This window comes from Rhodococcus sp. WB9, assembly GCF_007558985.1.
Lineage (GTDB): Bacteria > Actinomycetota > Actinomycetes > Mycobacteriales > Mycobacteriaceae > Rhodococcus_F > Rhodococcus_F opacus.
Genome location: NZ_CP041769.1, coordinates 6,331,000 through 6,352,855, shown reverse-complemented (window position 1 = coordinate 6,352,855; position 21,856 = coordinate 6,331,000). Strand labels below are relative to the sequence as shown.

23 protein-coding genes are annotated in these 21,856 nt (G+C 68.5%); 9 read left to right on the top strand and 14 right to left on the bottom strand.

Annotation, left to right across the window (positions count from 1 at the left end):
* Positions 1-31 precede the first annotated feature (31 nt).
* Positions 32-1,189 (bottom strand): acyl-CoA dehydrogenase family protein, encoded by a 1,158-nt coding sequence (locus FND50_RS29680; RefSeq protein WP_144288057.1) that lies wholly within the window; start codon positions 1,187-1,189, stop codon positions 32-34.
* A 331-nt stretch (positions 1,190-1,520) separates the two neighbouring features.
* Here FND50_RS29680 and FND50_RS29670 point away from each other — a divergent pair, with 331 nt between their 5' ends.
* From FND50_RS29670 to FND50_RS29645, 6 genes are all read left to right on the top strand, one after another.
* A complete protein-coding gene (locus FND50_RS29670) occupies positions 1,521-2,849 on the top strand; it encodes an MFS transporter (protein ID WP_144288056.1) in 1,329 nt (442 codons plus the stop codon).
* 84 nt (positions 2,850-2,933) lie between these two features.
* Positions 2,934-4,067 carry a thiolase family protein gene (locus FND50_RS29665; protein WP_144288055.1) on the top strand — a complete coding sequence of 378 codons (1,134 nt, stop codon included), beginning with the start codon at positions 2,934-2,936 and terminating at the stop codon, positions 4,065-4,067.
* Positions 4,068-4,101: 34 nt separating this feature from the next.
* Entirely contained in the window at positions 4,102-4,866 is a 765-nt protein-coding gene (locus FND50_RS29660; RefSeq protein WP_120660480.1) for an SDR family NAD(P)-dependent oxidoreductase, read from the top strand.
* A 17-nt stretch (positions 4,867-4,883) separates the two neighbouring features.
* A complete protein-coding gene (locus FND50_RS29655) occupies positions 4,884-6,533 on the top strand; it encodes a class I adenylate-forming enzyme family protein (RefSeq protein ID WP_144288054.1) in 1,650 nt (549 codons plus the stop codon).
* An 87-nt stretch (positions 6,534-6,620) separates the two neighbouring features.
* On the top strand, positions 6,621-6,974 hold the full coding sequence (locus tag FND50_RS29650) for a hypothetical protein (protein ID WP_144288053.1): 354 nt from the start codon (positions 6,621-6,623) through the stop codon (positions 6,972-6,974).
* Positions 6,967-7,626: a Dabb family protein gene (locus FND50_RS29645; protein ID WP_397492743.1), complete on the top strand. Its 660-nt coding sequence runs from the start codon at positions 6,967-6,969 to the stop codon at positions 7,624-7,626. The genes FND50_RS29650 and FND50_RS29645 overlap by 8 nt, the downstream gene beginning before the upstream one ends.
* Here the strand turns inward: FND50_RS29645 and FND50_RS29640 are convergent.
* Positions 7,595-8,419: an enoyl-CoA hydratase/isomerase family protein gene (locus FND50_RS29640; protein WP_144288051.1), complete on the bottom strand. Its 825-nt coding sequence runs from the start codon at positions 8,417-8,419 to the stop codon at positions 7,595-7,597. The genes FND50_RS29645 and FND50_RS29640 overlap by 32 nt on opposite strands.
* Before the next feature lie 270 nt (positions 8,420-8,689).
* On the opposite strand from FND50_RS29640, the gene FND50_RS29635 reads away from it, so the two are divergent.
* Positions 8,690-9,652, top strand: a complete 963-nt coding sequence (locus FND50_RS29635; protein ID WP_144288050.1) for a nitronate monooxygenase family protein — start codon at positions 8,690-8,692, stop codon at positions 9,650-9,652.
* On the opposite strand, the gene FND50_RS29630 is transcribed toward FND50_RS29635, so the two are convergent.
* Genes FND50_RS29630 through FND50_RS29610 form a run of 5 tightly spaced genes read right to left on the bottom strand, consistent with a single transcriptional unit; the run spans position 9,634 to position 14,839 of the window.
* Positions 9,634-10,518: a LysR family transcriptional regulator gene (locus tag FND50_RS29630; RefSeq protein ID WP_144288049.1), complete on the bottom strand. Its 885-nt coding sequence runs from the start codon at positions 10,516-10,518 to the stop codon at positions 9,634-9,636. The two genes, FND50_RS29635 and FND50_RS29630, sit on opposite strands and share 19 nt — an antisense overlap.
* 12 nt (positions 10,519-10,530) lie before the next feature.
* Entirely contained in the window at positions 10,531-11,409 is an 879-nt protein-coding gene (locus tag FND50_RS29625; protein WP_144288048.1) for a LysR family transcriptional regulator, read from the bottom strand.
* A 47-nt stretch (positions 11,410-11,456) separates the two neighbouring features.
* Positions 11,457-12,218 (bottom strand): crotonase/enoyl-CoA hydratase family protein, encoded by a 762-nt coding sequence (locus FND50_RS29620; protein ID WP_144288047.1) that lies wholly within the window; start codon positions 12,216-12,218, stop codon positions 11,457-11,459.
* Between the two features lie 12 nt (positions 12,219-12,230).
* Positions 12,231-13,274: an MBL fold metallo-hydrolase gene (locus FND50_RS29615; RefSeq protein WP_144288046.1), complete on the bottom strand. Its 1,044-nt coding sequence runs from the start codon at positions 13,272-13,274 to the stop codon at positions 12,231-12,233.
* The gene (locus FND50_RS29610) at positions 13,271-14,839 is read right to left on the bottom strand and encodes a long-chain-fatty-acid--CoA ligase (protein ID WP_144288045.1); all 1,569 of its coding nucleotides are present in this window, start codon (positions 14,837-14,839) and stop codon (positions 13,271-13,273) included. Before FND50_RS29610 ends, FND50_RS29615 begins: the two co-directional genes overlap by 4 nt.
* A gap of 167 nt (positions 14,840-15,006) precedes the next feature.
* Here FND50_RS29610 and FND50_RS29605 point away from each other — a divergent pair, with 167 nt between their 5' ends.
* Together FND50_RS29605 and FND50_RS29600 are read left to right on the top strand one after the other, a co-directional pair.
* Positions 15,007-15,372 carry a helix-turn-helix transcriptional regulator gene (locus tag FND50_RS29605; protein ID WP_005254240.1) on the top strand — a complete coding sequence of 122 codons (366 nt, stop codon included), beginning with the start codon at positions 15,007-15,009 and terminating at the stop codon, positions 15,370-15,372.
* On the top strand, positions 15,369-16,577 hold the full coding sequence (locus FND50_RS29600; protein WP_144288044.1) for a CaiB/BaiF CoA-transferase family protein: 1,209 nt from the start codon (positions 15,369-15,371) through the stop codon (positions 16,575-16,577). Before FND50_RS29605 ends, FND50_RS29600 begins: the two co-directional genes overlap by 4 nt.
* Before the next feature lie 54 nt (positions 16,578-16,631).
* Here the strand turns inward: FND50_RS29600 and FND50_RS29595 are convergent, their stop codons facing one another.
* The 7 genes from FND50_RS29595 to FND50_RS29565 form a co-directional block, all read right to left on the bottom strand.
* Positions 16,632-17,060, bottom strand: a complete 429-nt coding sequence (locus FND50_RS29595; RefSeq protein ID WP_005251571.1) for a hypothetical protein — start codon at positions 17,058-17,060, stop codon at positions 16,632-16,634.
* Between the two features lie 191 nt (positions 17,061-17,251).
* The gene (locus tag FND50_RS29590) at positions 17,252-17,854 is read right to left on the bottom strand and encodes a hypothetical protein (protein ID WP_037203198.1); all 603 of its coding nucleotides are present in this window, start codon (positions 17,852-17,854) and stop codon (positions 17,252-17,254) included.
* Between the two features lie 180 nt (positions 17,855-18,034).
* Complete coding sequence (locus FND50_RS29585; RefSeq protein ID WP_005573583.1) at positions 18,035-19,105, bottom strand: methyltransferase domain-containing protein; 1,071 nt, start codon at positions 19,103-19,105, stop codon at positions 18,035-18,037.
* 51 nt (positions 19,106-19,156) lie between these two features.
* Positions 19,157-19,951: an energy-coupling factor ABC transporter ATP-binding protein gene (locus FND50_RS29580; protein ID WP_144288043.1), complete on the bottom strand. Its 795-nt coding sequence runs from the start codon at positions 19,949-19,951 to the stop codon at positions 19,157-19,159.
* On the bottom strand, positions 19,948-20,712 hold the full coding sequence (gene cbiQ / locus FND50_RS29575) for a cobalt ECF transporter T component CbiQ (RefSeq protein ID WP_144288042.1): 765 nt from the start codon (positions 20,710-20,712) through the stop codon (positions 19,948-19,950). The genes FND50_RS29580 and cbiQ overlap by 4 nt, the downstream gene beginning before the upstream one ends.
* 2 nt (positions 20,713-20,714) lie before the next feature.
* Positions 20,715-21,077 carry a PDGLE domain-containing protein gene (locus FND50_RS29570; protein ID WP_144288041.1) on the bottom strand — a complete coding sequence of 121 codons (363 nt, stop codon included), beginning with the start codon at positions 21,075-21,077 and terminating at the stop codon, positions 20,715-20,717.
* Positions 21,074-21,769, bottom strand: a complete 696-nt coding sequence (locus FND50_RS29565) for an energy-coupling factor ABC transporter permease (RefSeq protein ID WP_144289194.1) — start codon at positions 21,767-21,769, stop codon at positions 21,074-21,076. The genes FND50_RS29570 and FND50_RS29565 overlap by 4 nt, the downstream gene beginning before the upstream one ends.
* Positions 21,770-21,856 lie beyond the last annotated feature (87 nt).

Here is a 21,856-nt window from a genome sequence, read left to right as displayed (position 1 = left end):
AACAGTACGCCCATACTGCTGGTGTGTGGGGTCAGAGGCCGAGATCCTTGGCGATGATCGTCTTCATGACCTCGCTCGTGCCGCCGTAGATGCGGGAGACGCGGGTGTCCGCGTACAGGCGCGCGATGGGGTACTCGAGGATGTACCCGTACCCGCCGTGCAGTTGCAGGCACTTGTCGATGACCCGGCCCGCGGCCTCGGTGCAGAACAGCTTCGCCTTCGCGGCATCCGCGACCGTGAGTTCGCCGGCATCGTGCAGTTCGAGCGCGCGGTCGGCCATCAGCTGGATCGCCTCGACCTCGGTGGCGCACTCGGCGAGCACGAACTTGGTGTTCTGGAACGCCGCGACGGGCTTGCCGAACACCTTGCGCTCCTTGACGTACGCGATCGCGTGCTGCAGCGCGGCGGCCGCGGTGGCCGACCCGCCGAGCGCGATGGAGAGGCGTTCCTGGGCGAGGTTGTGGGTGAGGTAGCTGAAACCGGCCCCCTCCTCGCCGAGGCGGTCCGCCACGGGCACCTTCACGTCGGTGAACGACAGTTCGGCGGTGTCCGAGGCCTTGAGGCCGATCTTCTCGATCTTGCGACCCACCGCGAAACCCTCGGACGTCGTGTCGACGACCAGGATGGTCAGACCCGCCCGGCGGTCCTCGGGGGTGCTGGGCGCGGTGCGGCACACCACGAGGATCCGGTCGGCGAGCGCGCCACCGGTGATGAACGTCTTCGCGCCGTTCAGGACGTAGTGCGACCCGTCCTCGGACAGCTTGGCCGACGTCGCGATGTTCGCGAGGTCGGAACCGGTGCCCGGCTCGGTCATCGCGATGGCGAACATGATGTCGCCGGACGCGAATCCGGGGAGCCACCGCTGCTTCTGCTCCTCATTCGCGTACTCGAGCAGGTACGGCAGGATCAGGTTGGTGTGGACGGAATAGCTGCCGAACGTGACTCCGGCGGCCGCCGTCTCCTCGCCGACCACCGCGGCGAACTTGAAACTCTTCTCACCGCCGCCGCCGAACTCCTCCGGCACCTGGATGCCGAGCACCCCGAGCTCCCCGAGACGACGGTAGAAGTCGCGCGGGGGATGCCCTTCACCCTCCCACTCGTGGTGGACGGGTGCGACTTCCTTGGCGATGAAGTCGCGGATCGTCTTCCGGAACGCGTCGTGATCTTCGTTGAACACCGTACGCTGCACGGGTTTTCTCCTTCGAATTACAGTGCGTAACTGCCTGGTACGCCCTTGCCGATGATCATCTTCCGAACCTCGGACTGTTCGTCGGATCGAACGTCCGGGCGAGGCGGCTCATGGGATGAGAATGCCCGATCCGCGGGGGCCCGGCTAGGGGCGTTCGGCTATCGGTCGGATAGCGCACTCCAATGCACACCAGGCTCCTCGAATCCGCCGACTCATAGGCAGACGTAGCCGGTGCCTTCGCCGAGTGCGTATTGATCGCGGGCACCCCGGTACGTTCAATGAACCGTGACACTGTGACCCACGCCACCACGCCTTCCGAAGGGATCACCACGTGACCCGCTCCACTGCCATCCTCGACCGGACCGTCGCCATCGGTTCCGAGTCCCGCAGCCGCGCTTGGGGCCTGACCGGGCTCCTCGTGCTGCTCTACGTCGTCAACTACGCAGACAAGGCCGTCCTCGGCATCATCGCCCAACCCCTCGCCCACGAGCTGGGACTGAGCGCCTCGCAGATCGGGCTGGTGGGAAGCCTCTTCTTCCTGACCTTCACCGTCGGCGGGTTCTTCGCCGGCGCGCTGAACCGCTGGATGTCGCTGCGGTGGGCGCTGCTGCTGCTCGCGATCGCCTGGTCCGTCGCGATACTCCCGCTCGTGGTCGTCGCGTCTTTCGCGGTGCTGCTGGTCAGCCGCCTGCTACTCGGGCTCGCGGAGGGGCCGAGTTCGGCTCTGCTTCACACGGCGGCGTACTCGTGGCACGCACCCGCCAAGCGCGGACTGCCGAGCGCCCTGCTCGCCGGTGCCGCGTCCATCGCCAAGATCGCCGTCGCGCCTGCCCTCGCGTTCGTGACCGTCACGTTCGGGTGGCGCTACGCACTGGTCGCGCTGGCGGTCATCGGGGTCCTGTGGTGCGTCGTGTGGCTGACCGTCTGGAGCGAGGGCCCGTACATTCGCAGCGGCAAGGGTGCCGATTCCGCGGCCCCCGGTGACGCGGGCGAACCGGCGGTACCGTGGGGTCGCATCTTCCGGACCCGGACGTTCATCAGCGGCGCGTTTCTCGTCATGAGCGTGTATGCACTGGTTGCCGTGGTTCTGACGTGGCTGCCCTCGTACTTCGAGGTGGGCCTCGGATACAGCCGCCTCCAGGCCGGCTCCATGTTCGCGTTCCCGAGCATCGCCGGGCTGATCCTCATGCTGCTCTCGTCCGTGATCGGCGACCGTCTGCTCGCACGCGGTTCGACGTCCCGCGTCGTCCGCGTCATCGTCCCCGCCGTCGGGGTGCTGATCTGCGGCGCGATCCTGCTGGCGCTCCCGTCCATCACCGCACCCGCTGTCGCCGTCCTCGTCGTCTCCGTCGGCTACGGCTTCGCCGCGTCGGTGTTCCCGCTGCTCAACGCGGCGATCTCGGAGATCTGCCCGCCCCGTCAGACCGCGGGCACCCTGGGCGTCTTCCTCGCCGTCATGGCGATCGGCGGCCTCGTCGCCCCCTACGCGACGGGTCTGATCGTCGACGCGGCTGCCTCGCCCGCCGAGGGTTACGCCACCGCGTTCCAGTCGCTAGGCCTCGTCGCCGCCGTCTGCGCAGTCGGCGCCCTGGTCTTCGCGAACCCCGAGCGCGACAAGAAACTCGTCCGGGGCGACGCCGCGGACATAGGCACGAACTAACCCTGTGATCGGCCGAAAGTCGTTGTGCTGACGACATCGCCCGTGATTGATTCGAGTGACCCCCTCAGATCGAAGGAACACACCATGCGCGATGCAGTGATCGTCGACGCCGTCCGCACGCCCATCGGGCGGCGTGGCGGTTCCCTGTCCGGAATTCACCCCGCCAATCTGTCGGCGCACGTCCTCGAGGCTCTTGTGGCGCGCACCGGTCTCTCCCCGGAGGGGATCGGCGACGTCGTCTGGGGCTGTGTCAGCCAGGTGGGGGAGCAGGCAGGCAACGTCGCCCGCACCGCCGTCCTCGCCGCCGGCTGGCCGGAGACGGTTCCGGGCACCACGCTCACCCGGGCGTGCGGATCGAGCCAGCAGGCCGTGAGCTTCGCCGCCGCCGCCGTGATCGCCGGCCACGAGGACGTCGTCGTCGCCGGTGGGGTGGAGTCCATGAGCCGGGTTCCCATGGGCAGCGCGAGCAAGAACGGCGAGCACTTCCCGGCGGCCGTCCTCGACCGGTACGGCGTCGACGGATTCAGCCAGGGCACCGGCGCCGAGATGATGGCCGCGAAGTGGGGGCTCTCCCGTCAGGTGCTCGACGAATACGCGCTGCGATCCCACGAACTCGCCGCGCACGCCGCGGACCGGGGCGCATTCGACGGGCAACTCGCACCGCTCTCCGACGTCCTCGCCGGGGACGAGGGGATCCGCCGCGGCGGCACGCTCGAATCTCTCGGCAAGCTGAAGACCGTGTTCAAGGAGGACGGCGTGATCCACGCCGGCAACTCCTCGCAGATCTCCGACGGCGCCGGTGCGCTGCTCGTCACGACGAGCGAGAAGGCCGCGCAACTCGGTCTGACCCCGATGGCCCGCATCCACACCTGCGCCGTCGCCGGCGACGACCCGGTGATCATGCTGACCGGACCCATCGCCGCGACGGAGAAGGCACTGACCCGGTCCGGACTGAAGATCGACGACATCGGCGCGTTCGAGGTGAACGAGGCCTTCGCCCCCGTCCCGCTGGCGTGGCAGGCGGAGACCGGCGCCGCGACGGAGCGGCTGAACCCGCTCGGCGGCGCCATCGCAGTCGGTCACCCGCTCGGCGGTTCCGGCGCGATCCTCATGACCCGACTCGTCCACCACATGCGGGACAACGGCATTCGGTACGGACTGCAGACCATGTGCGAGGCGGGCGGCCTCGCCAACGCCACCATTCTCGAACTTCTCTGACCCGACAACACTTTTCGAAGGGAACCCCCGCACGATGGAACTCAAGGGAATCTCGACCGCGGTCACCGGCGGCGCATCCGGTCTCGGACTCGCGACGGCACGCCGCCTCGTCGACGCAGGTGCTCAGGTCACGCTCATCGACCTCCCGAACTCCGACGGTGAGGCGGCGGCGAAGGAATTGGGCAGCGCCGCCCAGTTCGCTCCCGCCGACGTCACCGATTCCGAGCAGTTCGCGGCCGCCCTCGACGTCGCCGACGACCGCGGCGGCCTGCGCGGCATCGTGCACTGCGCCGGGGCCGGCCGCCGGATGCGCATCCTCGACTCCGATGGCAAGGCAGGCTCCGTCGAGGACTTCGAGTTCGTGATCCGCCTCAACCTCGTCGGCTCGTTCAACGCCCTGCGCCTCGGAGCGGAACGGATCGCGCGCCAGGAGGAGATCGACGGCGAGCGCGGCGCGGTGGTGCTCACGGCGTCCGTCGCCGCGTTCGAAGGCCAGATCGGGCAGATCAATTACACCGCGTCCAAGGCCGGCATCGTCGGCATGACCGTCACCGCCGCCCGGGACCTCGCCAGCCGCAACATCCGGGTGTGCACCATCGCGCCCGGCATCATGGACACCCCGCTTCTCGCCCGGCTCCGCGACGACGTGCGCGCGTCGCTGGAGAAGTCGGTGCCCAATCCGTCGCGTCTGGGCAAGCCCAGCGAGTTCGGGCAGCTCGCCTGCCAGATCCTCGAGAACGGCTACCTCAACGGCGAGACCATCCGCCTCGACGGTGCCATCCGCATGGCACCTCGCTGACGAACAGAGGACCGAACGTGAACAACCCTGCACCGGCACTGCACTACCCGGATCTGACGCTGGCGGCGTTCCCGCCCGGCATGGCGCGCCTGTACGGAGACCGGGCCGCGGTGGTCGACGGCGACACGGTGTGCACCTATCGCGAGCTCGACGAGCGGTCGGGTGCCTTCGCCGCGGCGCTGCGGGACGCGGGTGTGACCGAGCGCGACGTGGTGCTCCTGCATCTGGGCAATTGCATCGAATTCGTCGTGGCCTACTACGGCGCGCTGCGTGCCGGAGCGACCGTCACCCTGGTCAATCCGCTGCAACCCGCCCCCGGTCTGCGGTCGCAGATCGTGGACACGGCCGCGGTCGCGGCCGTCACGCAACCCGCGCAGCTGGGCACCCTCGTCGAGGCGGCAGAGGGCACCACCGTCCGTACGGTCGTGGTGGCCGGACTCGCCGCGGGCGGGGGACGCGGCCAGTTCGGGTTCGACGAGTTCGTCGACGGATACGCCGCCGTGCCCTTCACTCCGGACGTGTCCGGGGACGACGTCGCCCACCTCGCCTACACGGGCGGGACCACGGGGGTGTCGAAGGGTGTGCGGGTGCTGCACCGCAACGTCGTCGCCAACGTGACGCAGATGATCGCCTGGCGGGCAGGCCACGAGGTCCGCGCCGGCGAAGACGGCGGAATCGAGTTGCGGCCCATCGCCGGTCTCGAGGGCCGCGGTGTCGTGCCCGGTGCCGGAGCCACCGTCGTGGTCTCGCCGTTGTTCCACGCGCACGCGCTGATCAACATGTCGTTCCTGCTGCTGTGCGGGGCGACGCAGGTGTTCGCCGGACGGTTCGAGCCGGGCCGCATGCTGGAGTTGATCGAGACGCACCGCGCCACGTACATCACCGGCAGCCCGGCGATGTGGCATGCCGTCGCCACCCACCCCGACGCCGCCGTTCGGGACACCGACTCGGTGCGGGTCGTGTCGTCGGGTGCGGCGCCGATCGATCACGTGACGCTCGAGGCGCTGGGCCGGGCGTTCCCGTCGGCGAGCGTCGTCGAGGGGTACGGGCTGACCGAGGGCACCTGCCTGGTCGCCTCCGCACCGTTGACCGGCTCCGTCGCGTACAAGCTCGGCAGCGTGGGGCTGCCGGTGTTCGACACGCAGGTGCAGATTCGTGCCCAGGACGACTCCGGTGCCGTGCTGGCGGCCGGCACCCGCGGCAAGTTGTGGGTCCGCGGCCCCCAGGTCACGGACGGCTACCTGAACCATCCCGAGATCACGGCGCAGCAGTACGTCGACGGCTGGCTCGACACCGGCGACATCGCCTACCTGGACGAGGACGGGTACCTGTTCATCTGCGACCGCACCAAGGACATGCTGATCTACAAGGGCTACAACGTGTATCCGCGTGAGCTCGAGGAGATCCTGGTCTCGCACCCGGACGTATCCTCGGCTGCCGTCGTCGGCAGGGAGGCCGGCAGCGTCGGGCAGGAGCCGGTGGCGTTCGTGGTGCCGATGCCGGACGTGACGATCGATCCGGATGCGGTGTCCGCGTTCGTCGCCGAGCGGGTGCTGCCGTACAAGAAGGTACGCGACGTCGTGGTGGTCGAGCAGCTGCCGACGTCGGCGGCCGGGAAGATCCTCAAGACGAAGCTGCGCGAGCAACTCGCCGCCGCGACGACCTGACGTCTTCCTCCCGCTGGGTGGACGCAACTCTGTGGGGCGCTCCCTTCTTCCCCCTACCGTCCTGGTCGGGGGAAGAAAGGAGCGCCGATGGCATCGGCCGAGTCGATCGTGTACATCGTCGACGAGATGGTAGTCGAGCCCGGGCGGGCTCGCGCGTTTCTCGCCGACTACCTGGAGCGCTATGTGCCCGGCGCGATTGCGCGTGGCCTGACGCTGGACCGCGTGCTCGTCTCCCCGCCGGTATGGCTGGACGACCAGTCGAATACGCTGATCGTCAGCTGGACTCTGCGGGGTGCGCGCGCGTGGTGGCAGCAGAGCCTTCTCGCACGTCACGATGCAGAGGTGCTCAACTGGTGGGCCGACGCCGACGAGTTCCTCACCACCCGCCGACGCACCGTCTCCTGCTCGCCCGCGGATGTGGAGGCGATGACCGATGTTTAAGGTGACCAAGCTCGTTCACCTCGTCGCCGACGCAGATGCCTCCACCGGTGCGGTGTTGGTCGGCCGATTGCGCGAGGCCGCTGCTCCCCGGGCTCGGCGCGTTCTCGTGGAACCGGCCCTGCCAGGCGGAATCAACGGGGGAGACGTGATCGCGCACCTCCACTTCGACGACGAATCCCACTGGCGGGCTGCCGAACCAGACATCACGGCACAGCTGTGCGCGCCCGAGATCCGGCACATCGACAGCGTCGGCTACACGGGCGTGCCCACTCCCGCCCCAGGTCGTTTCGAACCGACCGTCTACCGGACGCTGTTTGTCTCAGTGGATGATTCGGTCGATCCGGCGGTGGTGGAGCGGTTCGAATCCGAGACACGGGCGATGCCGAACCATATCCGCACGATCGGGACCTCGCAGCTGAGCCGGGTGCACGAATCGGCCGGTTCCGCGCGGTGGACCCACGTCTGGGAGCAGGAGTATTCGAACCTGGACGGGCTGCTCGGGCCGTATATGACACACCCCTATCACTGGGCGCACATAGATCGGTGGTTCGATCCCGAACGCGGGCCGCGGATCGTCACTCGGCTGTGCCACAGCTTCTGTGCGATCGACGGCCCGACCATCACGGTTGCTGCACCTGCCACTCCCCGCTGAACGCAGGGGGACGCTTCTCGATGAATGCGCGAAGCGCGGCCGGAGCATCGGTGGCAAAATTGACCGCTTGCGAACGCGCCTCGTTCTCGAGTGCGTCCCGCAGCGACGACGTCGTGCTGCCCTCGATCAGTCGCGTCGACTGCATGACGGCCACCGTCGGTGCCGCCGCGAGACGGGTCGCGAGCCGGGTGACCGTGGCGTCCAATTCGTCCGGCTCGACGAGCTCGCTGACCAGTCCCAGCGCATCCGCCTGCTCGGCGTCGATCATCTCGGCGAGCATGACCAGACGTTTCGCGCGGTGTAGTCCCACCATGCGCGGCAGGAGCCACGAGCCGCCGAAATCCACCGACAGGCCGCGCTTGGCGAAGATTTGGCTGAACTGCGCGTCGCGCGAGGCGACGAGCAGGTCGCACAGCAGCGCCAGGTTCCAGCCGGCTCCCACGGCGTAGCCGCGAACCTTCGCAATCAGTGGCTTGGGGAACTCGGCGACTGCCAGTGCCGTCGCATTGATCTGACGCATGCGGTTCAGCGGGTGCATGGGGGTGCGCTTGTCGAGGTCTGCGCCGGTGCAGAAGTCGCTGCCTGCGCCGGTGAGGACCACGACGCGGATGGCGTCGTCGAGGGCGAGTTCGCCGAGCGCCTCGCGCAACGCGATCCACGAGTCGAGGGTCATGGCGTTGCGCCGTGCGGGCCGGTTCAGGGTGATCGTCGCGACCGCGCCGTCCCGGCTGATCAGAACGTCGCGTTCGGCGGATTCGGTGCCCGTGTTCGAGGTGACGGTTTCGATGCTCATACGCGGCTCCAGACGTCGGCGCGGTTCTCGGCGCACGCCGGAGTGGTCGACGCCGTGCCGCCCAGCCAGTCGATCACCGGGGACGTTCCGCCGCAATGTCGTTCTGGGATACACCGGATGAGGTCAAACCTATGGTTACCGCCGAGCGTCATAGGTTCCGATTAACCGGACCATCAGCGATGTGTCTTTGTTCACGCCCGGACTGCGTGCTGAACTGGTCGGTACCTGAAAGTGCTTGCATCAGAAGACTCCCCCTCATCAGGAGAACCGATGTCTCTACCCTCCGTGCTGTCCGATCGCCTGCGCCTGCCGGCTGTGGCCTCCCCGATGTTCATCGTCTCGGGTCCCGACCTGGTGATCGCCCAGTGCACGTCGGGAATCGTCGGATCGTTCCCCTCCCTGAACGCCCGCCCGCAGCCGGTGTTGCGGGAATGGCTCACCCGCATCACCGAAGCCCTCGCCAAGCACGACGCCAACAACCCGGAGACGCCGTCCGCGCCGTACGCGGTCAACCTGATCGTCCACAAGAGCAACGACCGCCTCGACGAGGACCTCGCGACCATCGTCGAGTTCGAGGTCCCGATCGTCATCACGTCCCTCGGCGCCCGCGCCGACGTGAACGAGGCCATCCACAGCTACGGCGGCATCGTCCTCCACGACGTCATCAACAACACGTTCGCGAAGAAGGCGGTGGAGAAGGGCGCCGACGGCCTCATCGCCGTCGCGGCCGGTGCCGGCGGACACGCGGGCACCCTGTCGCCGTTCGCGTTGATCCAGGAGATCCGCGAGTGGTTCGACGGGCCGGTCCTGCTGTCGGGCTCGATCGCCCACGGCCGCTCGGTCCTCGCCGCGCAGGCCGCAGGCGCCGACCTCGCCTACATCGGCTCCGCGTTCATCGCCACCGCAGAGGCCAACGCGGACCAGGGCTACAAGCAGATGATCGTCGACTCCACCGCGTCCGACATCGTCTACTCCAACCTGTTCACCGGCGTGCACGGCAACTACCTGCGCGGCAGCATCGAGGCCGCCGGCCTCGACCCGAACGACCTCGCCCACTCCGACCCGTCCGCCATGAGCTTCCGCGGCGGAACCGCCAAAACGAAGGCATGGCGCGACATCTGGGGGTCCGGACAGGGGATCGGCACCGTGCGCTCCGTGCAACCGACTGCGGACCTCGTCGACCGGCTCGTCTCCGAGTACGCCGCGGCAAAAAGCTACCTGCTCGCGCTGTAACCTTCCGCCCGCACGAGTTCGACGAACGCGTGCCCGACCGGGGAGAGCATGTCGGGATCGAATGCGAGCCCGAAGGTGCGGGCGATCGTCGGCTCCGCGCGGCGGACCACCGCACGGTCCTGGGCCGCCTCCGCGATCGACCGTTCCAGCAGGGTTCCGCCGATTCCCGCGAGCACCAGGGGAAGTCGCGCTTCGCGGTGATCGGACAGCGCCGCGAGGGTCGGGCGTGCCCCGGCGTGACGGATCGATTCCTCGATCTCGTTGGCGACGGAGTGGCCGCGGGGGACGAAGACCATCGGGATGTCGGGGAGTGCGGCGAGCGGAACGGGACCTTCCGGCACGTCGGTGCCCGGCGGGTACACGAGCCAGTACTCCTGTTCGCCGAGTTCGACGACGTCCAGGCGGGCGTCGTCGAGCGGGAGGTGCGCCACCACGAATTCGCAGTGGCCGTCCTCGATCAGCGACCCGGCCTGTGCCTCGTCTTTCAATTCACCCAACCGGACCATCACCTTCGGGTGGGTCCGCCGGAATTCGGTGACGAGGTCGACGAGGGGCCCGATCGCCAACGCCGGAAACGCCATGATGTCCAGTCGGCCGGCGAGTTCGCCGCCGGAGGTGGCGAGGAGGTCCTCGACGGCGGTGACGTCGCGCAGGATCTGCCTGCTCGGACCGACCATGCTGCGCCCTGCGGCGCTGAGCACCATGCCCCGGCCGATTCGGTGGAACAGTTGCACACCCAGTTCCCGCTCGAGCCCGCGCAGCGCCTGCGAGATGGTGGGCTGTGCGACGCCGAGCGACGCGGCGGCCCCGTTGATGCCTTCGTGTTCCACGACGGCGAGAAAGTACTCGACCTGGCGCAACTCCATGTGCTCAGTTCCTCACTCGGGTGCCGGTGTTCGGGTGGACTGCGCGATCGCGACGAACGCCGAGGCCGCGGGTGATCCCGGCCCGGACCGCTGCACGAGGCCGACGGGCCGGGTGAGCTTCGGCGTCATCGACCGGATCGAGACCCCGCGCAACTGTTCCTCGGCGACCAGGCGGGGGAGGACGGTGGCTCCCGCGCCGCGCATCACCAGCTCCCACGTGGCGCCCGGGTGTGTGCAGTCGATGACGACGTTCGCGGGCTCGCCGACGAGATCGGAGATCAGCGCCGCGTCGCTCTTGTCCCCGAGATCCTGAACGAGCGGAATGTCGCGGACGGCCGAGCGGGGCACCGGATCGGGAAGGGTCTCGGCGAGGGCGCCGGGCAGGGCGAGTACCAGCTCCTGGTCGCCGATGGGGACCGAGCGCAGCGCACTGTGGTCGACGGACAGGTCGATCACCCCGAGCTCGGCCTCGCCGCGGCGCAAGGCGCCGAGGACGCCGGTGGGGCCGTCGGCGTCGATGATGCGGACCGTCACGCGGGGGTACTGCTCACGGAACCGGCGCACCAGGTCGACTATCGGATCGATCGAGAACGCCGCGTAGGTGACGACGTCGACGCGGCCGGACACGAGTTCGCGCACGGCTGCGACCTTGGCCTTGGCCCGCTCGACGTCGGCGAGGATGCGCCGGGCGGCGACGTCGAGGGTGCGGCCGTCCTCGGTCAGCTCGAGACGCCGCCCGGTGCGGTCGAACAGGGTGACACCGAGGCGGCGTTCGAGTGTGCGGATCGCCTGTGAAAGCGACGGTTGCGAGATGTAGAGGGACTGTGCGGCCCTGGTGATCCCGCCGTGATCGACTACCGCGACGAAGTAGGTGACGAGATGCAGGTCCACGCGGTCATCGTACGGAAGCCGTGGTGCGGGCTGCGCCGATCATGAGGCTAGCGGCCACGCCACACCGGCGGGCGCTTCTCCGCGAAGGCGCGCGCACCCTCCTGGGCGTCCTCGGAAGCGAACACCGGATCGAGAAAGCGGCGTTGCCCTATGAACGAGTCGGGATCGGTGTAGTTGGCGGACATCGCGACGACCTGCTTGGTGGCGCGCACCGCGAGGGGACCGTTGGCGGCGACCCGTGCCGCCAGTTCGCGGGCGGTGCCGAGGGCCTGCCCAGGCTCGGTGAGCCGGTTGACCAGTCCGTGCGCGTGCGCCACGTCGGCGGTGAGGGGATCGCCGGTGATCGCCATCTCCATCGCGATCGGGTACGGCAGCACCTTCGGCAGTCGCAGCAGACCGCCTGCGGCGGCGGCGAGCCCGCGCTTGACCTCGGGGATGCCGAACTTGGCGTCGCGGGCGGCCACGATCAGATCGGCCGACAGCGCCAATTCGCAGCCGCCGGCCAGCGCCCAGCCCTCCACCGCGGCGATCAGCGGCTTGGTCGGCGGGGCCTCCGTGATGCCGCCGAAGCCACGGCCGGGCAGCGACGGCCGCTCCCCGCGGGTGAACGCCTTCAGATCCATGCCCGCGCAGAACGTTCCCCCGGCACCGGTGAGGATCGCGATCGTCAGGTCGGGCCGCGCCTCGAACTCGTCGATCGCGGCGGCAAGCGCCTTGGCGACCTCGAGGTCGACGGCGTTCTTCGCCTCCGGCCGGTTCAGGGTGATGACGGCGACGCCGTCGGAGAATTCGGTGAGAACCACGCTCATGGGGTGTGTTCCTTACGGTGTCGGGGTCCAGCGTTCGGGGTGCCCGCCGAGTGAGCGGATGCTCCCGCGGTCGGCCAGAACGAGCAGGTGGGCATGGGTTTCGCGGACCGCGAGGCGGAGCAGGCGGTCGGACATGGATTCGAACGGCCGCGACCACGAGATGTGGTGCGAGATCTCCCACGCCGTCGATTCGGGATGTACGCCCAGAGTCTGGACGATCTCGGCGAAGCGTTCCTCGTGATGACCCATCAGTTGCCGGGCACGGTCGGCGATCCCCCGGAAGCGGTACTCGTGGGCCGGCAGCACCTCGCCGTCGGGCATGGAGGTGGTGGCGTGCAGCGACAGCAGGTAACGGTGCAGCGGGTTCTCCAGCTCGCCGGGCACCGTCGAGATGTTGGGACTGATGCGGGGCAACATGTGGTCGCCGCTGAACATCAGTCCATGGGTGTCGTCGACGAAGGTCAGATGACCGGGAGTGTGCCCCGGGGTCCAGACCGCCCGCAGATCCCAGCCGGGCAGGTCCAGGGGAGTCCCGTCACCGAGCACGACGTCCATGGATTCGCCGGCCCCCAGCCGAACGAGGTCGACGCGGGCGGCCGCGAGGATGTCGGTGGGCGCCCCGAGTTGGGCGAGCTGGGTGTTCCACAGTTGTTCGTCGGCGGTGGTGTCCTCCGGCGAATGGTGGCCGAGCAGTGCGGCGTCCGCGCTGTGCATCGCGAGCGCGGCCCCGCTGACCTCCCGCAGCCGGGGCGCAAGACCGAAGTGGTCGGGATGCAGGTGGGTGACGGCGGCGTACCGGACGTCGGTGACGTGGTGCCCTGTCTCGGTGATGCCGTCTACGAGGGCTCGCCACGACTCCTCGGAATCCCAGCCCACATCGATCAGGGCCAGGCCGTCGGGCAGCGCGAGCGCGTAGATCAGGACGTAGCGCAACGGGTTTCGCGGCATCGGCACCGGGATCGACCACAATCCGGGGCGTACCTGCTCGACCGGCGGCAGGACGCCGAGGGCCCACGCCTCGCGCTGGACGGTACCGACGTCTTCGGTGACGATCACGACGTCACCTCCGTGGCGCGGAGCCCCTCGCGCAGGGTGCGTTTGAGGATCTTGCCGCTCGCTCCTCGCGGAAGTTCGGCGACGTAGACGATCTCCCGCGGCTTCTTGTACGACGCGAGCCGGGCGGCGGTGAACGCGATCAGGTCCTGCTCGTCCGGTTGGTTCGACGGATCGACGAGCCGGACGACCGCCGTCACGGACTCACCCCACGTCCGGTGCGGCACGCCGACCACCGCCACCTCGGCCACCGCCGGATGCTCGGCGAGCACCGATTCGACCTCGATCGGGTACACGTTCTCGCCTCCCGTGATGATCATGTCCTTCACCCGGTCGGTGACGAACAGGTAGCCCTCCCCGTCGATGTGCCCGGCGTCACCGGTGCGCAGGAAACCGTCGGGGGTGAGCAGTTGAGCGGTCTCGTCCGGCCGCCGCCAGTAGCCCGCGACGTTGTTGCGTGAGCGGCACACGATCTCCCCGGACACGCCCACCGGAAGCCGGTTGCCGGTCACCACGTCCCGGATCTCGACCTCGACACCGGGCATGGGCTTGCCGGCGGAACGCAGCAGGTGCGCACGGAGCCCGGACGGGTCGTGGTCCTCGACAGCGAGGGCGGTGACCGAGCCTGTCGTCTCGGTCATGCCGTAGCGCTGCACGAATCCACAGCCGAGGCGATCGATCGCTCGCCGGAGCAGAGTGGTGGTGATCGGCGCCGAACCGTAGGCGACCAGTTCGAGGCTCGACACGTCGTAGCGGTCGAGGTCGGGAACGTCGAGGAGCATCTGAATGGTCGACGGAACCAGGAAGGCGTGGGTGATCCGATGCCGTTCGACGAGTTCGGCGACCCGCCGGGCGTCGAACGCGCCGAGCAGCACCACGTGGACGCCCGCCGACAGACAGGTGCTCAACCAGCCGGCACCCGCGATGTGGAACAGCGGCATGGCGTCGAGTGCCACCGAGCCGGGCTTCCAGCGGTAGATCAGCAGGCACTCCGGCTCGTTGTGCAGGTTGCGATGCGTCGCCACCACGCCCTTCGGGAAACCCGTCGTGCCCGATGTGTAGAGCTGCAGCACCTCGGCGTCGGGGTCGTCCCCGAGACCCGGATCGGTGGCGGTACCCGATGTGACCAGCCGGTCCCACGTCCAGGTGCCGGGCGGAAGAACGTCGCCGTCGGCCGCGTCGACGACCACCACGACCACGCTCGGGAGCGCGCCGCGAACGGCGTCCGCGGCGGCAGCGAATTCGGATTCGACGATCAGCACCTGGAGTTCGGCATCGACCGCGATCGCGGCGGCCTCGGCCGCCGGGAGTCGCCAGTTGAGCGGGACGAACACCAGCCCCGACTTGGCGGCGGCCACGAACGCCTCGACACCCTCGGCGCACATCCGGAGCAGTGCCCCGACCCGGCCGCCGTCGGAGGTCAACGCCGACAGCGCGGTTGCGATCCGATTGGTCCGCCAGTCGAGCTCCGCGTACGTCAGCGTGGTGTCACCACACGTCACTGCCGGTGCTCCGGGCCGCTCTGCGGCATGGTGCCGCACACGCTGGGGTAGATGCAGACCGCTCACATCACGCTCCTCGATGACTCGTCGACGCCGCCGGGAACCGGGTGACGCGTGCTGCCAGTCGACCACCCGCGTGAGTGCGGAAACAAAGTCACAGAGCCGAACGGACAGTGAGGAATCGCCTATGGATGCCCCGCCGAGCGGCCTCGCGGCGTTTGTAGACTGGCGTGATGGCCGCCACCCCCGCCCTGAACCCCGAGGATGTTCAGCGTGCTGCGGCGGCACTGCACACCCCCGACATCGACGGCTGGGCCAACCGGTTCGAACTGCTGTCGGACGGCAACCGCCTCCGACTGCTGCTGTGTCTGCACCACGCCCCCGACATCTGCGTCGGCGACCTGGCCGCGGCACTCGACATGACCGGGACTGCCGTTTCGCACGCTCTGCGACTGCTCCGCAACCAGGGGTGGGTGTCGGCGACGCGGGACGGTCGCTCGATGCGGTACCGGCTCACCGACGACACCGTGCACGAACTGCTGCACACGATCGGGGCCACGCACTACCACAATCACACGGGGGCCGAAGAGAAAAGGTGAATCCCGACATGGAGAACGACCCCGGACTGCTGCCGCTCGACGGCATCACCGTCGTGGCACTCGAGCAGGCCGTGGCCGCTCCGCTCGCCACCCGCCATCTCGCGGACATGGGCGCGCGGGTCATCAAGATCGAGCGCGTCGGCGAGGGCGACTTCGCCCGCAACTACGACGACGCGGTGTTCGGGCAGGCGTCGCATTTCGTGTGGCTGAATCGGTCGAAGGAGTCGCTCGGCGTCGACCTGAAGTCCGAGGTGGGCCGGGACACCGTCGCGAAGCTGATCGCGAAGGCCGACGTCTTCATCCAGAATCTCGCCCCCGATGCCGCCGACCGGCTGGGGTTCGGCGCCGACGAGTTGCGCGCCGAGCACGAGGAACTGATCGTCGTGAACATGTCCGGCTACGGGTCGGCGGGGCCGCGGCGCGAACGCAAGGCGTACGACATGCTGGTCCAGGCCGAAACGGGGATGATCTCGGTGACCGGCACCCCCGACACCGCGACCAAGACTGGTGTCCCGGTGTCCGACATCGCGGCGGGAATGTATGCGATGACGTCCGTCCTCGGCGCCCTGTTCCGGCGGTCGCGCACCGGAGTGGGGGCGCGGATCGACGTGTCGATGTTCGACGCGACCGCGGAGTGGCTGGGCCACCCGATGTACATGAAGATGTACGCCGACAAGCAGATCCCGCGCGTCGGGCTCGGTCATGCGGCGATCGTCCCGTACGACTCGTACCCGACCCTCGACGGACAGATCCTCATCGGTGTCCAGAACGACCGCGGGTGGCGGCAACTGGTGACCGACGTGTTCAAGCGACCAGAACTCGCCGACCATCCCCGGTTCGCGACCAATATGCTGCGTGTGCAGCACCGGGCCGAGGTGGACGCCCTCGTCGCCGAGGAGACTCAACGGTTCACGAGCACGGCTCTCGACCAGGCGCTCGCGGACTCCGGGATCCCGGCGGCGGAGCTCAACGACATGGGCGGGTTGATCGACCATCCGCAGCTGGATCAGCGCGACCGCTGGCGTGACATCGGAACCGAGGCCGGGCCGATCAGGGCGATGCTGCCCCCGATGACGTTTTCCGACGTGGAGATGCGGATGGGCGACGTGCCCGCGCTCGGCGCGCACACCGATCGGATCCTCGGTGAACTGGGCTGGTCGGCGGAAGATATCGCGACGATGCGCGACCAGGGCGTCGTCGGCTGACGACGCGCCGCAGCCCCGGCCCGAGTGAGGCCGGGGCTGCAGCTCGCTCTTCGCTCAGGGTGTGGCGAAGAACTGCTCTACGGCCGGCTGTGCGTTGGGATTACCCACACCGATGCCGATGACGGCGCCGGCGATGGTGCCGACCACTGCGCCGACGATGCAGCCGGCGATGAAGTTGGGGAAGATCGACACGCACCCGATGGCCATGCCCACGTTGGAACCGATCGCCATGCCCTGCAGGCCCGCGTTGTTCCAACCGGTATTGATCTCGTTGGTCATCTTGTCGAAGGCGTCCTGTTTCACTTCGTTCTCCGGGAAGAACTGTTCGGCCACCTGGCTGCTGCCGCCGTCGGCCGCAGGAGTCATCAGCGGCTGTGACCAGTCGATTCCCTGAGGTGCGGGATCGGCATACGCAGTGCCCGCCCCGACGGCCATCGCGGAGACGACGAATATGGACAATGCCAGAGTTTTCAAGAGTTTCATGGAAATTCCCACCATGTCGTAGGACGAACACGGCCCCCACCTGAGTGCACCGAACATCGTTGTGCGTGGACCATATTCGCTGGAAAACCGGAACGGCTACATGCATATGTGGGTGCGCGGTGATGCTCCCCGTGTGCGAACTAAACCCATAGCCCTCCCGAAATCGTCTTCGGAGTCGGACGGAAGCCCCGCTACGGGGTTCCGAGGAATTCGTAAACCGCTGGTGGCGCAGCGGGGTTCGCGTTGCTGATACCGGTGACGGCGCCGATCGCTGCGCCTACCGCGGCACCGGGGAGGCACCCGCCGAGGATGAGGAAGATGCACCCGACGACGAATCCGATGCCTGCGCCGATCGCGGTCGCGGTCCCGCCGCCGTTGTTCCAACCGATCTGCAGCTGCTCGACCATGTTGTTGTACGCCGAATCCCTGTCGACCGGGGTGAGGGCGAGGGTTCCCGCGACAGGGGTCGTCGTGGGTGTCAGGTTCAGGAACCGGCCGGCGTCGGTGATGAGCGGATCGATCGCGAACTGCACACCGGCGATCGAATAGCGCAGGGGGATCGTGCCCACCGGGGTGCCCGAATCGTTGACGATGTCGACGGCGGCGGCCGTCCGCGACAGGGTGAAGTGCCCGGCGTCGAGTGCCGTACCGACCGATCGGCCGTCGGCGCTCAGGCTGGTGTGCGAGATGACGGCCTGGTCGGCGGGAGTGGGGGCGGCATACGCGGTACCCATTCCGACACACAGGGTGGCGATCAGCAGCGCTGCCGGTGCTGTCACTCTATGCAGTTTCATGGTGTTTCCCATGCGTAGTAGCGGATGACAAACGACAAATCTGGTTCGACCTGGCGCTTCACTTGCCCCGACCGGCGAAAGCGTCCGTAACCTGCCTACTGCAGACATCTTCCCCCTTCGGATGCCTCAGTTTTCGGCCTTTCCGCAAAATACGTGCGTATCGGGGTGGCGGTGCAGGGATTACACCGTGAGCCGGTAGAACCGGAAGAACCCGAAATCCTCGATGGGAAGGATGTCCATGGTGCCGAAACCGGCCGCCTCGGCGTAGCTGCGCAATGTGCTCGGGCGCATGACCGTTCCGGTGCCCGCGCTGGGTGTGTGGTTCATGCCGTCGGGAAGACACACGGTGAGGCTGAATCCGTACATCAGCCGCTCGACGTCGCTTCCCGGCGCGGAGAACTCGTCGTCCACCGCCTCGTCCATCACGATCATCGCGCCACCGGGAACCAGGGCCTTCCGAACCGCGGACAGTACATCGACGGGCGCCGGCATGTCGTGGATGCATTCGAACGCGAACGCCGCGGTATAGGTGCTTTCGGGAATTCCCGCCGCATCCGATTCGGTGATCGTGATCCGATCGGCGACATCCGGCCGCTCGCGCACGTTGGACCTCGCGAGTTCGACGGTCGCGGTGTCGATGTCGTAGCCGTGGAGTCTGGCGTCCGGGTAGGCGCGCGCGAGTGCGATCGTGGACCACGCGCCGCCGCATCCGATGTCGGCGATGGCGGCGCCGGGCGTCCGCAGTAATGCGTCGACCTCGGGAACCGATGCCAGCGCACCGGGAAGAACCTGCTCGTACCACGGCCGATTCATGTCGGCCTGCGACTCACGGGCATCCGTGCCGTACTGCGCCCATCCCACACCGCCGCCCGTGCGGTACGCCTCCAGTAACGCGGGCATCTGCGTGGTCGCGGCGACGAAGATCCGCGCCAGCGGTGCAAGATAGTTGAGACTCTGCTCGTCGGTGAGCACTTCGGCGGCGCCGGCCGGAAGCGTGAACGTCCGCGGCTCCGAGTCGTCGACCGTGAGAAGTCCCGACACGGCCTGCTGTTCGAGCCACTCCCGCGCGTACCGCGGGTGGGTGGAGGTGCGTTCCGCCAGTTGGTCCGCGGTTGCCGGACCTTCCGACGCGAGACTGCGGTACCAGCCGAGCCGGTCACCCAGATGGACGGCGAGGAGGTCGATCGCCCCGAGCGATGCGTCGAAAATGCGCTGGGACACGGCCCCGGCGTCGGCTTCGGGTATGGACATCGCGGACCTCCGGTAGGAGTGCGGGGCGAAGCTTCGTCTCCCCATCGTGGGCTACCCGATCGGCGGTGTCACGGATCGTTCGCCGGGCGAATGAGGGTCGGTCGTAGGAAGCCGGAAGCCCCAGGGCAACTCGAGGCGATGCTCGGCGAGCAGCGCGGGGTCGCCGAGCAGTTCCAGGATCGGACCGTCGGCCACCAGGTGTCCCTCGTCGAGGATCACGGCGCGCGTGCACAACTGGGCGGCGTACGGCAGGTCGTGCGTGACGAGCAGGTGCGTGGTGTCGATACCCAGGAGGACGTCGGCCAGTTCGCGTCGGGCGACGGGGTCGAGATTGCTCGACGGCTCGTCCAGCACGAGGACGTCCGGGGCGCATGCGAGAACGGTCGCCAGCGCGACGCGGCGGCGCTGCCCCACCGACAGGTGCGCGGGATTGCGATCGGAATGTGCCGTCATGTCGACGGCCGCCAGCGCGTCGTGCACCCGCTCGTCGAGCGCGGTCCCGGTGATCCCGAAATTGACCGGACCGAACGCGACGTCCTGCGCGACGGTCGGCATGAACAACTGGTCGTCGGGGTCCTGGAACACGATGCCGACGCGGCGCCGGACCTCCCGCACCGTGTCCCGGGACGCCGCCCGCGACAGCTCCAGCCCGCCCACGGTGACGCTGCCCTCGGTGGCCGTCAGAATGCCGTTGAGGTGCAACATCAGTGTGGTCTTCCCGGCCCCGTTCGGGCCGAGGACGGCCACCCTCTCACCCGGTTGCACCGTGAGATCGATCCGGTGCAGCGCGGCCCTGCCGTCCGGATACGCGAACGAGACGCCCTCGAGATGCACGGCCGCGGTCATCGGAGCACCCACGCCGTGACACAGATCCCCACCGCGCACACGGCAGGCGCGAGCCCCACCCGCCACAGTGCAGCGGTCGCAGGTGGCACCCCGACAGTGGGAACCGAACCCGTGAAACCCCGCGACAGCATGGCCAGGTGGACGCGCTCGCCGCGCTCGTAGGAACGCACGAACAATCCGCCGACGCCACGGGCGGTGGCACCGATCTGCCGGAACGTCCGGGGGTCGTCGCCGCGGGAGAGCCGGGCGGTGCGCATCCGCTCGACCTCGGCGGTGAGTAGGTCGAGGTAGCGCAGCATCAGCACCACGATCGTGGTGAGCATCGCGGGCACGCGCAGCCGCGCCAGACCCAACGGCAGGTCCCGGGCCGGCGTGGTCGCGGCGAGTGTCAGTGAGACCAGGACGCCGAGCGTGCCCTTCACGAGAATGCCCCAGGCCGCGTAGAGGCCCGCGACCGACAGCGACAGTCCGAGGACGGTGACGCGTGCACCGCCCTCGGCGAACGGCAGGAGAAGTGCGAGCGTCACGAACGGCAATTCGATCAGCATCCGCGGTCCGATCCATCTGATCGGAATGCCGGCGATCCGCCAGATCACGAGCAGGATCGCGAGATACCCGGCGAACGTCCAGAACGTCTCGCGTGGCGTCGCGACCACCGCGAAGACGAAGACGACGGCGCAGACGATCTCGACCTCGGCCGGCAACCGGTGCAGGGGTGACGTGCCGTCGAGGTAGAGCGGATGGGCGTGACCGGCTCCCACGGTCAGGGGCTCGTTCGGTTCCGCCGCGCGCGGGCGAGCAGCCAGAACAGGCCACCCGCGACGACGAACGTCGCGGTGGCGCCGATCACGCCCGCGACCCCCGTGAGATGCGACCGGCCGCCCACCGTGTAGTCGGCGAGCGGCGAGTCCGACAACGGATGGGCGGACGCGTTCTGGGCGATGCAGTCACCCACGAGCGTCTCCCCGGCATCGGTTTCCACGGTTTCGCACCCGCGAGTGGTCGCGGCATCCAGACCGTCCGGACTCGTGCTGGCGAGATACGAGACCGCGCCGGCGACGAGCAGCGCCACCAGCGCGAAACCGAGGAGGAATCGGCGCAGCGAGACCGGCGACGACGTGCTCATGCCCGCACCTCGACTCGTCGGGGTGCCGTCCGCAGCAGGTACACGAGGTCGGGGCGCGCCTTCGCGACGGCCGTCACCGTGACGGCGGTGATGAGGCCTTCACCGATGCCGATCAGCACGTGCGCCCCGAGCATGTACGCCGCCACCGCGCCCAGCGACGTCGAATCTCCGGACGTCGCATGACCGCCGATGGCGTACTCGAGGACGAAGCCCATCGACGCCGCCACCGTTCCGCACAGTGCCGCGGCGAACGCGAGCCCGCCGAGGACGCGGAGGCGCAGTCGCTGCTGGCGCACCACGAGCGGACGCAGGGCCACCGCGACGCCGTAGCCGACCACCACCCCGATGATCGCCATGTTGGTGATGTTCGCTCCCAGCGCCGTCAGCCCACCGTCGGCGAACAGCAGGGCCTGCACGATCAGCACGATCGAGACGCAGAGCATCCCGGTATAGGGGCCGACGAGGACGGCGGCGAGCGCGCCGCCGAGGAGGTGTCCGCTCACACCGGGAAGGATCGGGAAGTTGACCATCTGGACCGCGAAGATGAAGGCCGCCACGAGACCGGCCATCGGTGCGGTGCGTTCGTCGAGTTCCGAGCGCGCGCGCCACGCGGCGATCGACAGTCCCGCCACCGCGACGACGACGAACAGCAGTGAGGTCGGCGCATTGATCAGGCCGTCGCTCATGTGCATTGCCACAGGTTCCACGGGCGACTCCTCCGGCCGGCAGCTGATCCTTCGAAGTCTAGTTTCTCGTATGAACACTTGAACAGGTGTTCA

Bases quoted from the DNA above. Each gene is read 5' to 3' on its own strand.
- FND50_RS29665 (WP_144288055.1), top strand. From the start codon at position 2,934: ATGCGCGATGCAGTGATCGTCGACGCCGTCCGCACGCCCATCGGGCGG.
- FND50_RS29660 (WP_120660480.1), top strand. From the start codon at position 4,102: ATGGAACTCAAGGGAATCTCGACCGCGGTCACCGGCGGCGCATCCGGT.
- FND50_RS29650 (WP_144288053.1), top strand. From the start codon at position 6,621: ATGGCATCGGCCGAGTCGATCGTGTACATCGTCGACGAGATGGTAGTC.
- FND50_RS29645 (WP_397492743.1), top strand. From the start codon at position 6,967: ATGTTTAAGGTGACCAAGCTCGTTCACCTCGTCGCCGACGCAGATGCC.
- FND50_RS29640 (WP_144288051.1), bottom strand. From the start codon at position 8,419: ATGAGCATCGAAACCGTCACCTCGAACACGGGCACCGAATCCGCCGAA.
- FND50_RS29635 (WP_144288050.1), top strand. From the start codon at position 8,690: ATGTCTCTACCCTCCGTGCTGTCCGATCGCCTGCGCCTGCCGGCTGTG.
- FND50_RS29630 (WP_144288049.1), bottom strand. From the start codon at position 10,518: ATGGAGTTGCGCCAGGTCGAGTACTTTCTCGCCGTCGTGGAACACGAA.
- FND50_RS29620 (WP_144288047.1), bottom strand. From the start codon at position 12,218: ATGAGCGTGGTTCTCACCGAATTCTCCGACGGCGTCGCCGTCATCACC.
- FND50_RS29605 (WP_005254240.1), top strand. From the start codon at position 15,007: ATGGCCGCCACCCCCGCCCTGAACCCCGAGGATGTTCAGCGTGCTGCG.
- FND50_RS29595 (WP_005251571.1), bottom strand. From the start codon at position 17,060: ATGAAACTCTTGAAAACTCTGGCATTGTCCATATTCGTCGTCTCCGCG.
- FND50_RS29590 (WP_037203198.1), bottom strand. From the start codon at position 17,854: ATGAAACTGCATAGAGTGACAGCACCGGCAGCGCTGCTGATCGCCACC.
- FND50_RS29585 (WP_005573583.1), bottom strand. From the start codon at position 19,105: ATGTCCATACCCGAAGCCGACGCCGGGGCCGTGTCCCAGCGCATTTTC.
- FND50_RS29580 (WP_144288043.1), bottom strand. From the start codon at position 19,951: ATGACCGCGGCCGTGCATCTCGAGGGCGTCTCGTTCGCGTATCCGGAC.
- FND50_RS29570 (WP_144288041.1), bottom strand. From the start codon at position 21,077: ATGAGCACGTCGTCGCCGGTCTCGCTGCGCCGATTCCTCCTCGGTTTC.
- FND50_RS29565 (WP_144289194.1), bottom strand. From the start codon at position 21,769: ATGCACATGAGCGACGGCCTGATCAATGCGCCGACCTCACTGCTGTTC.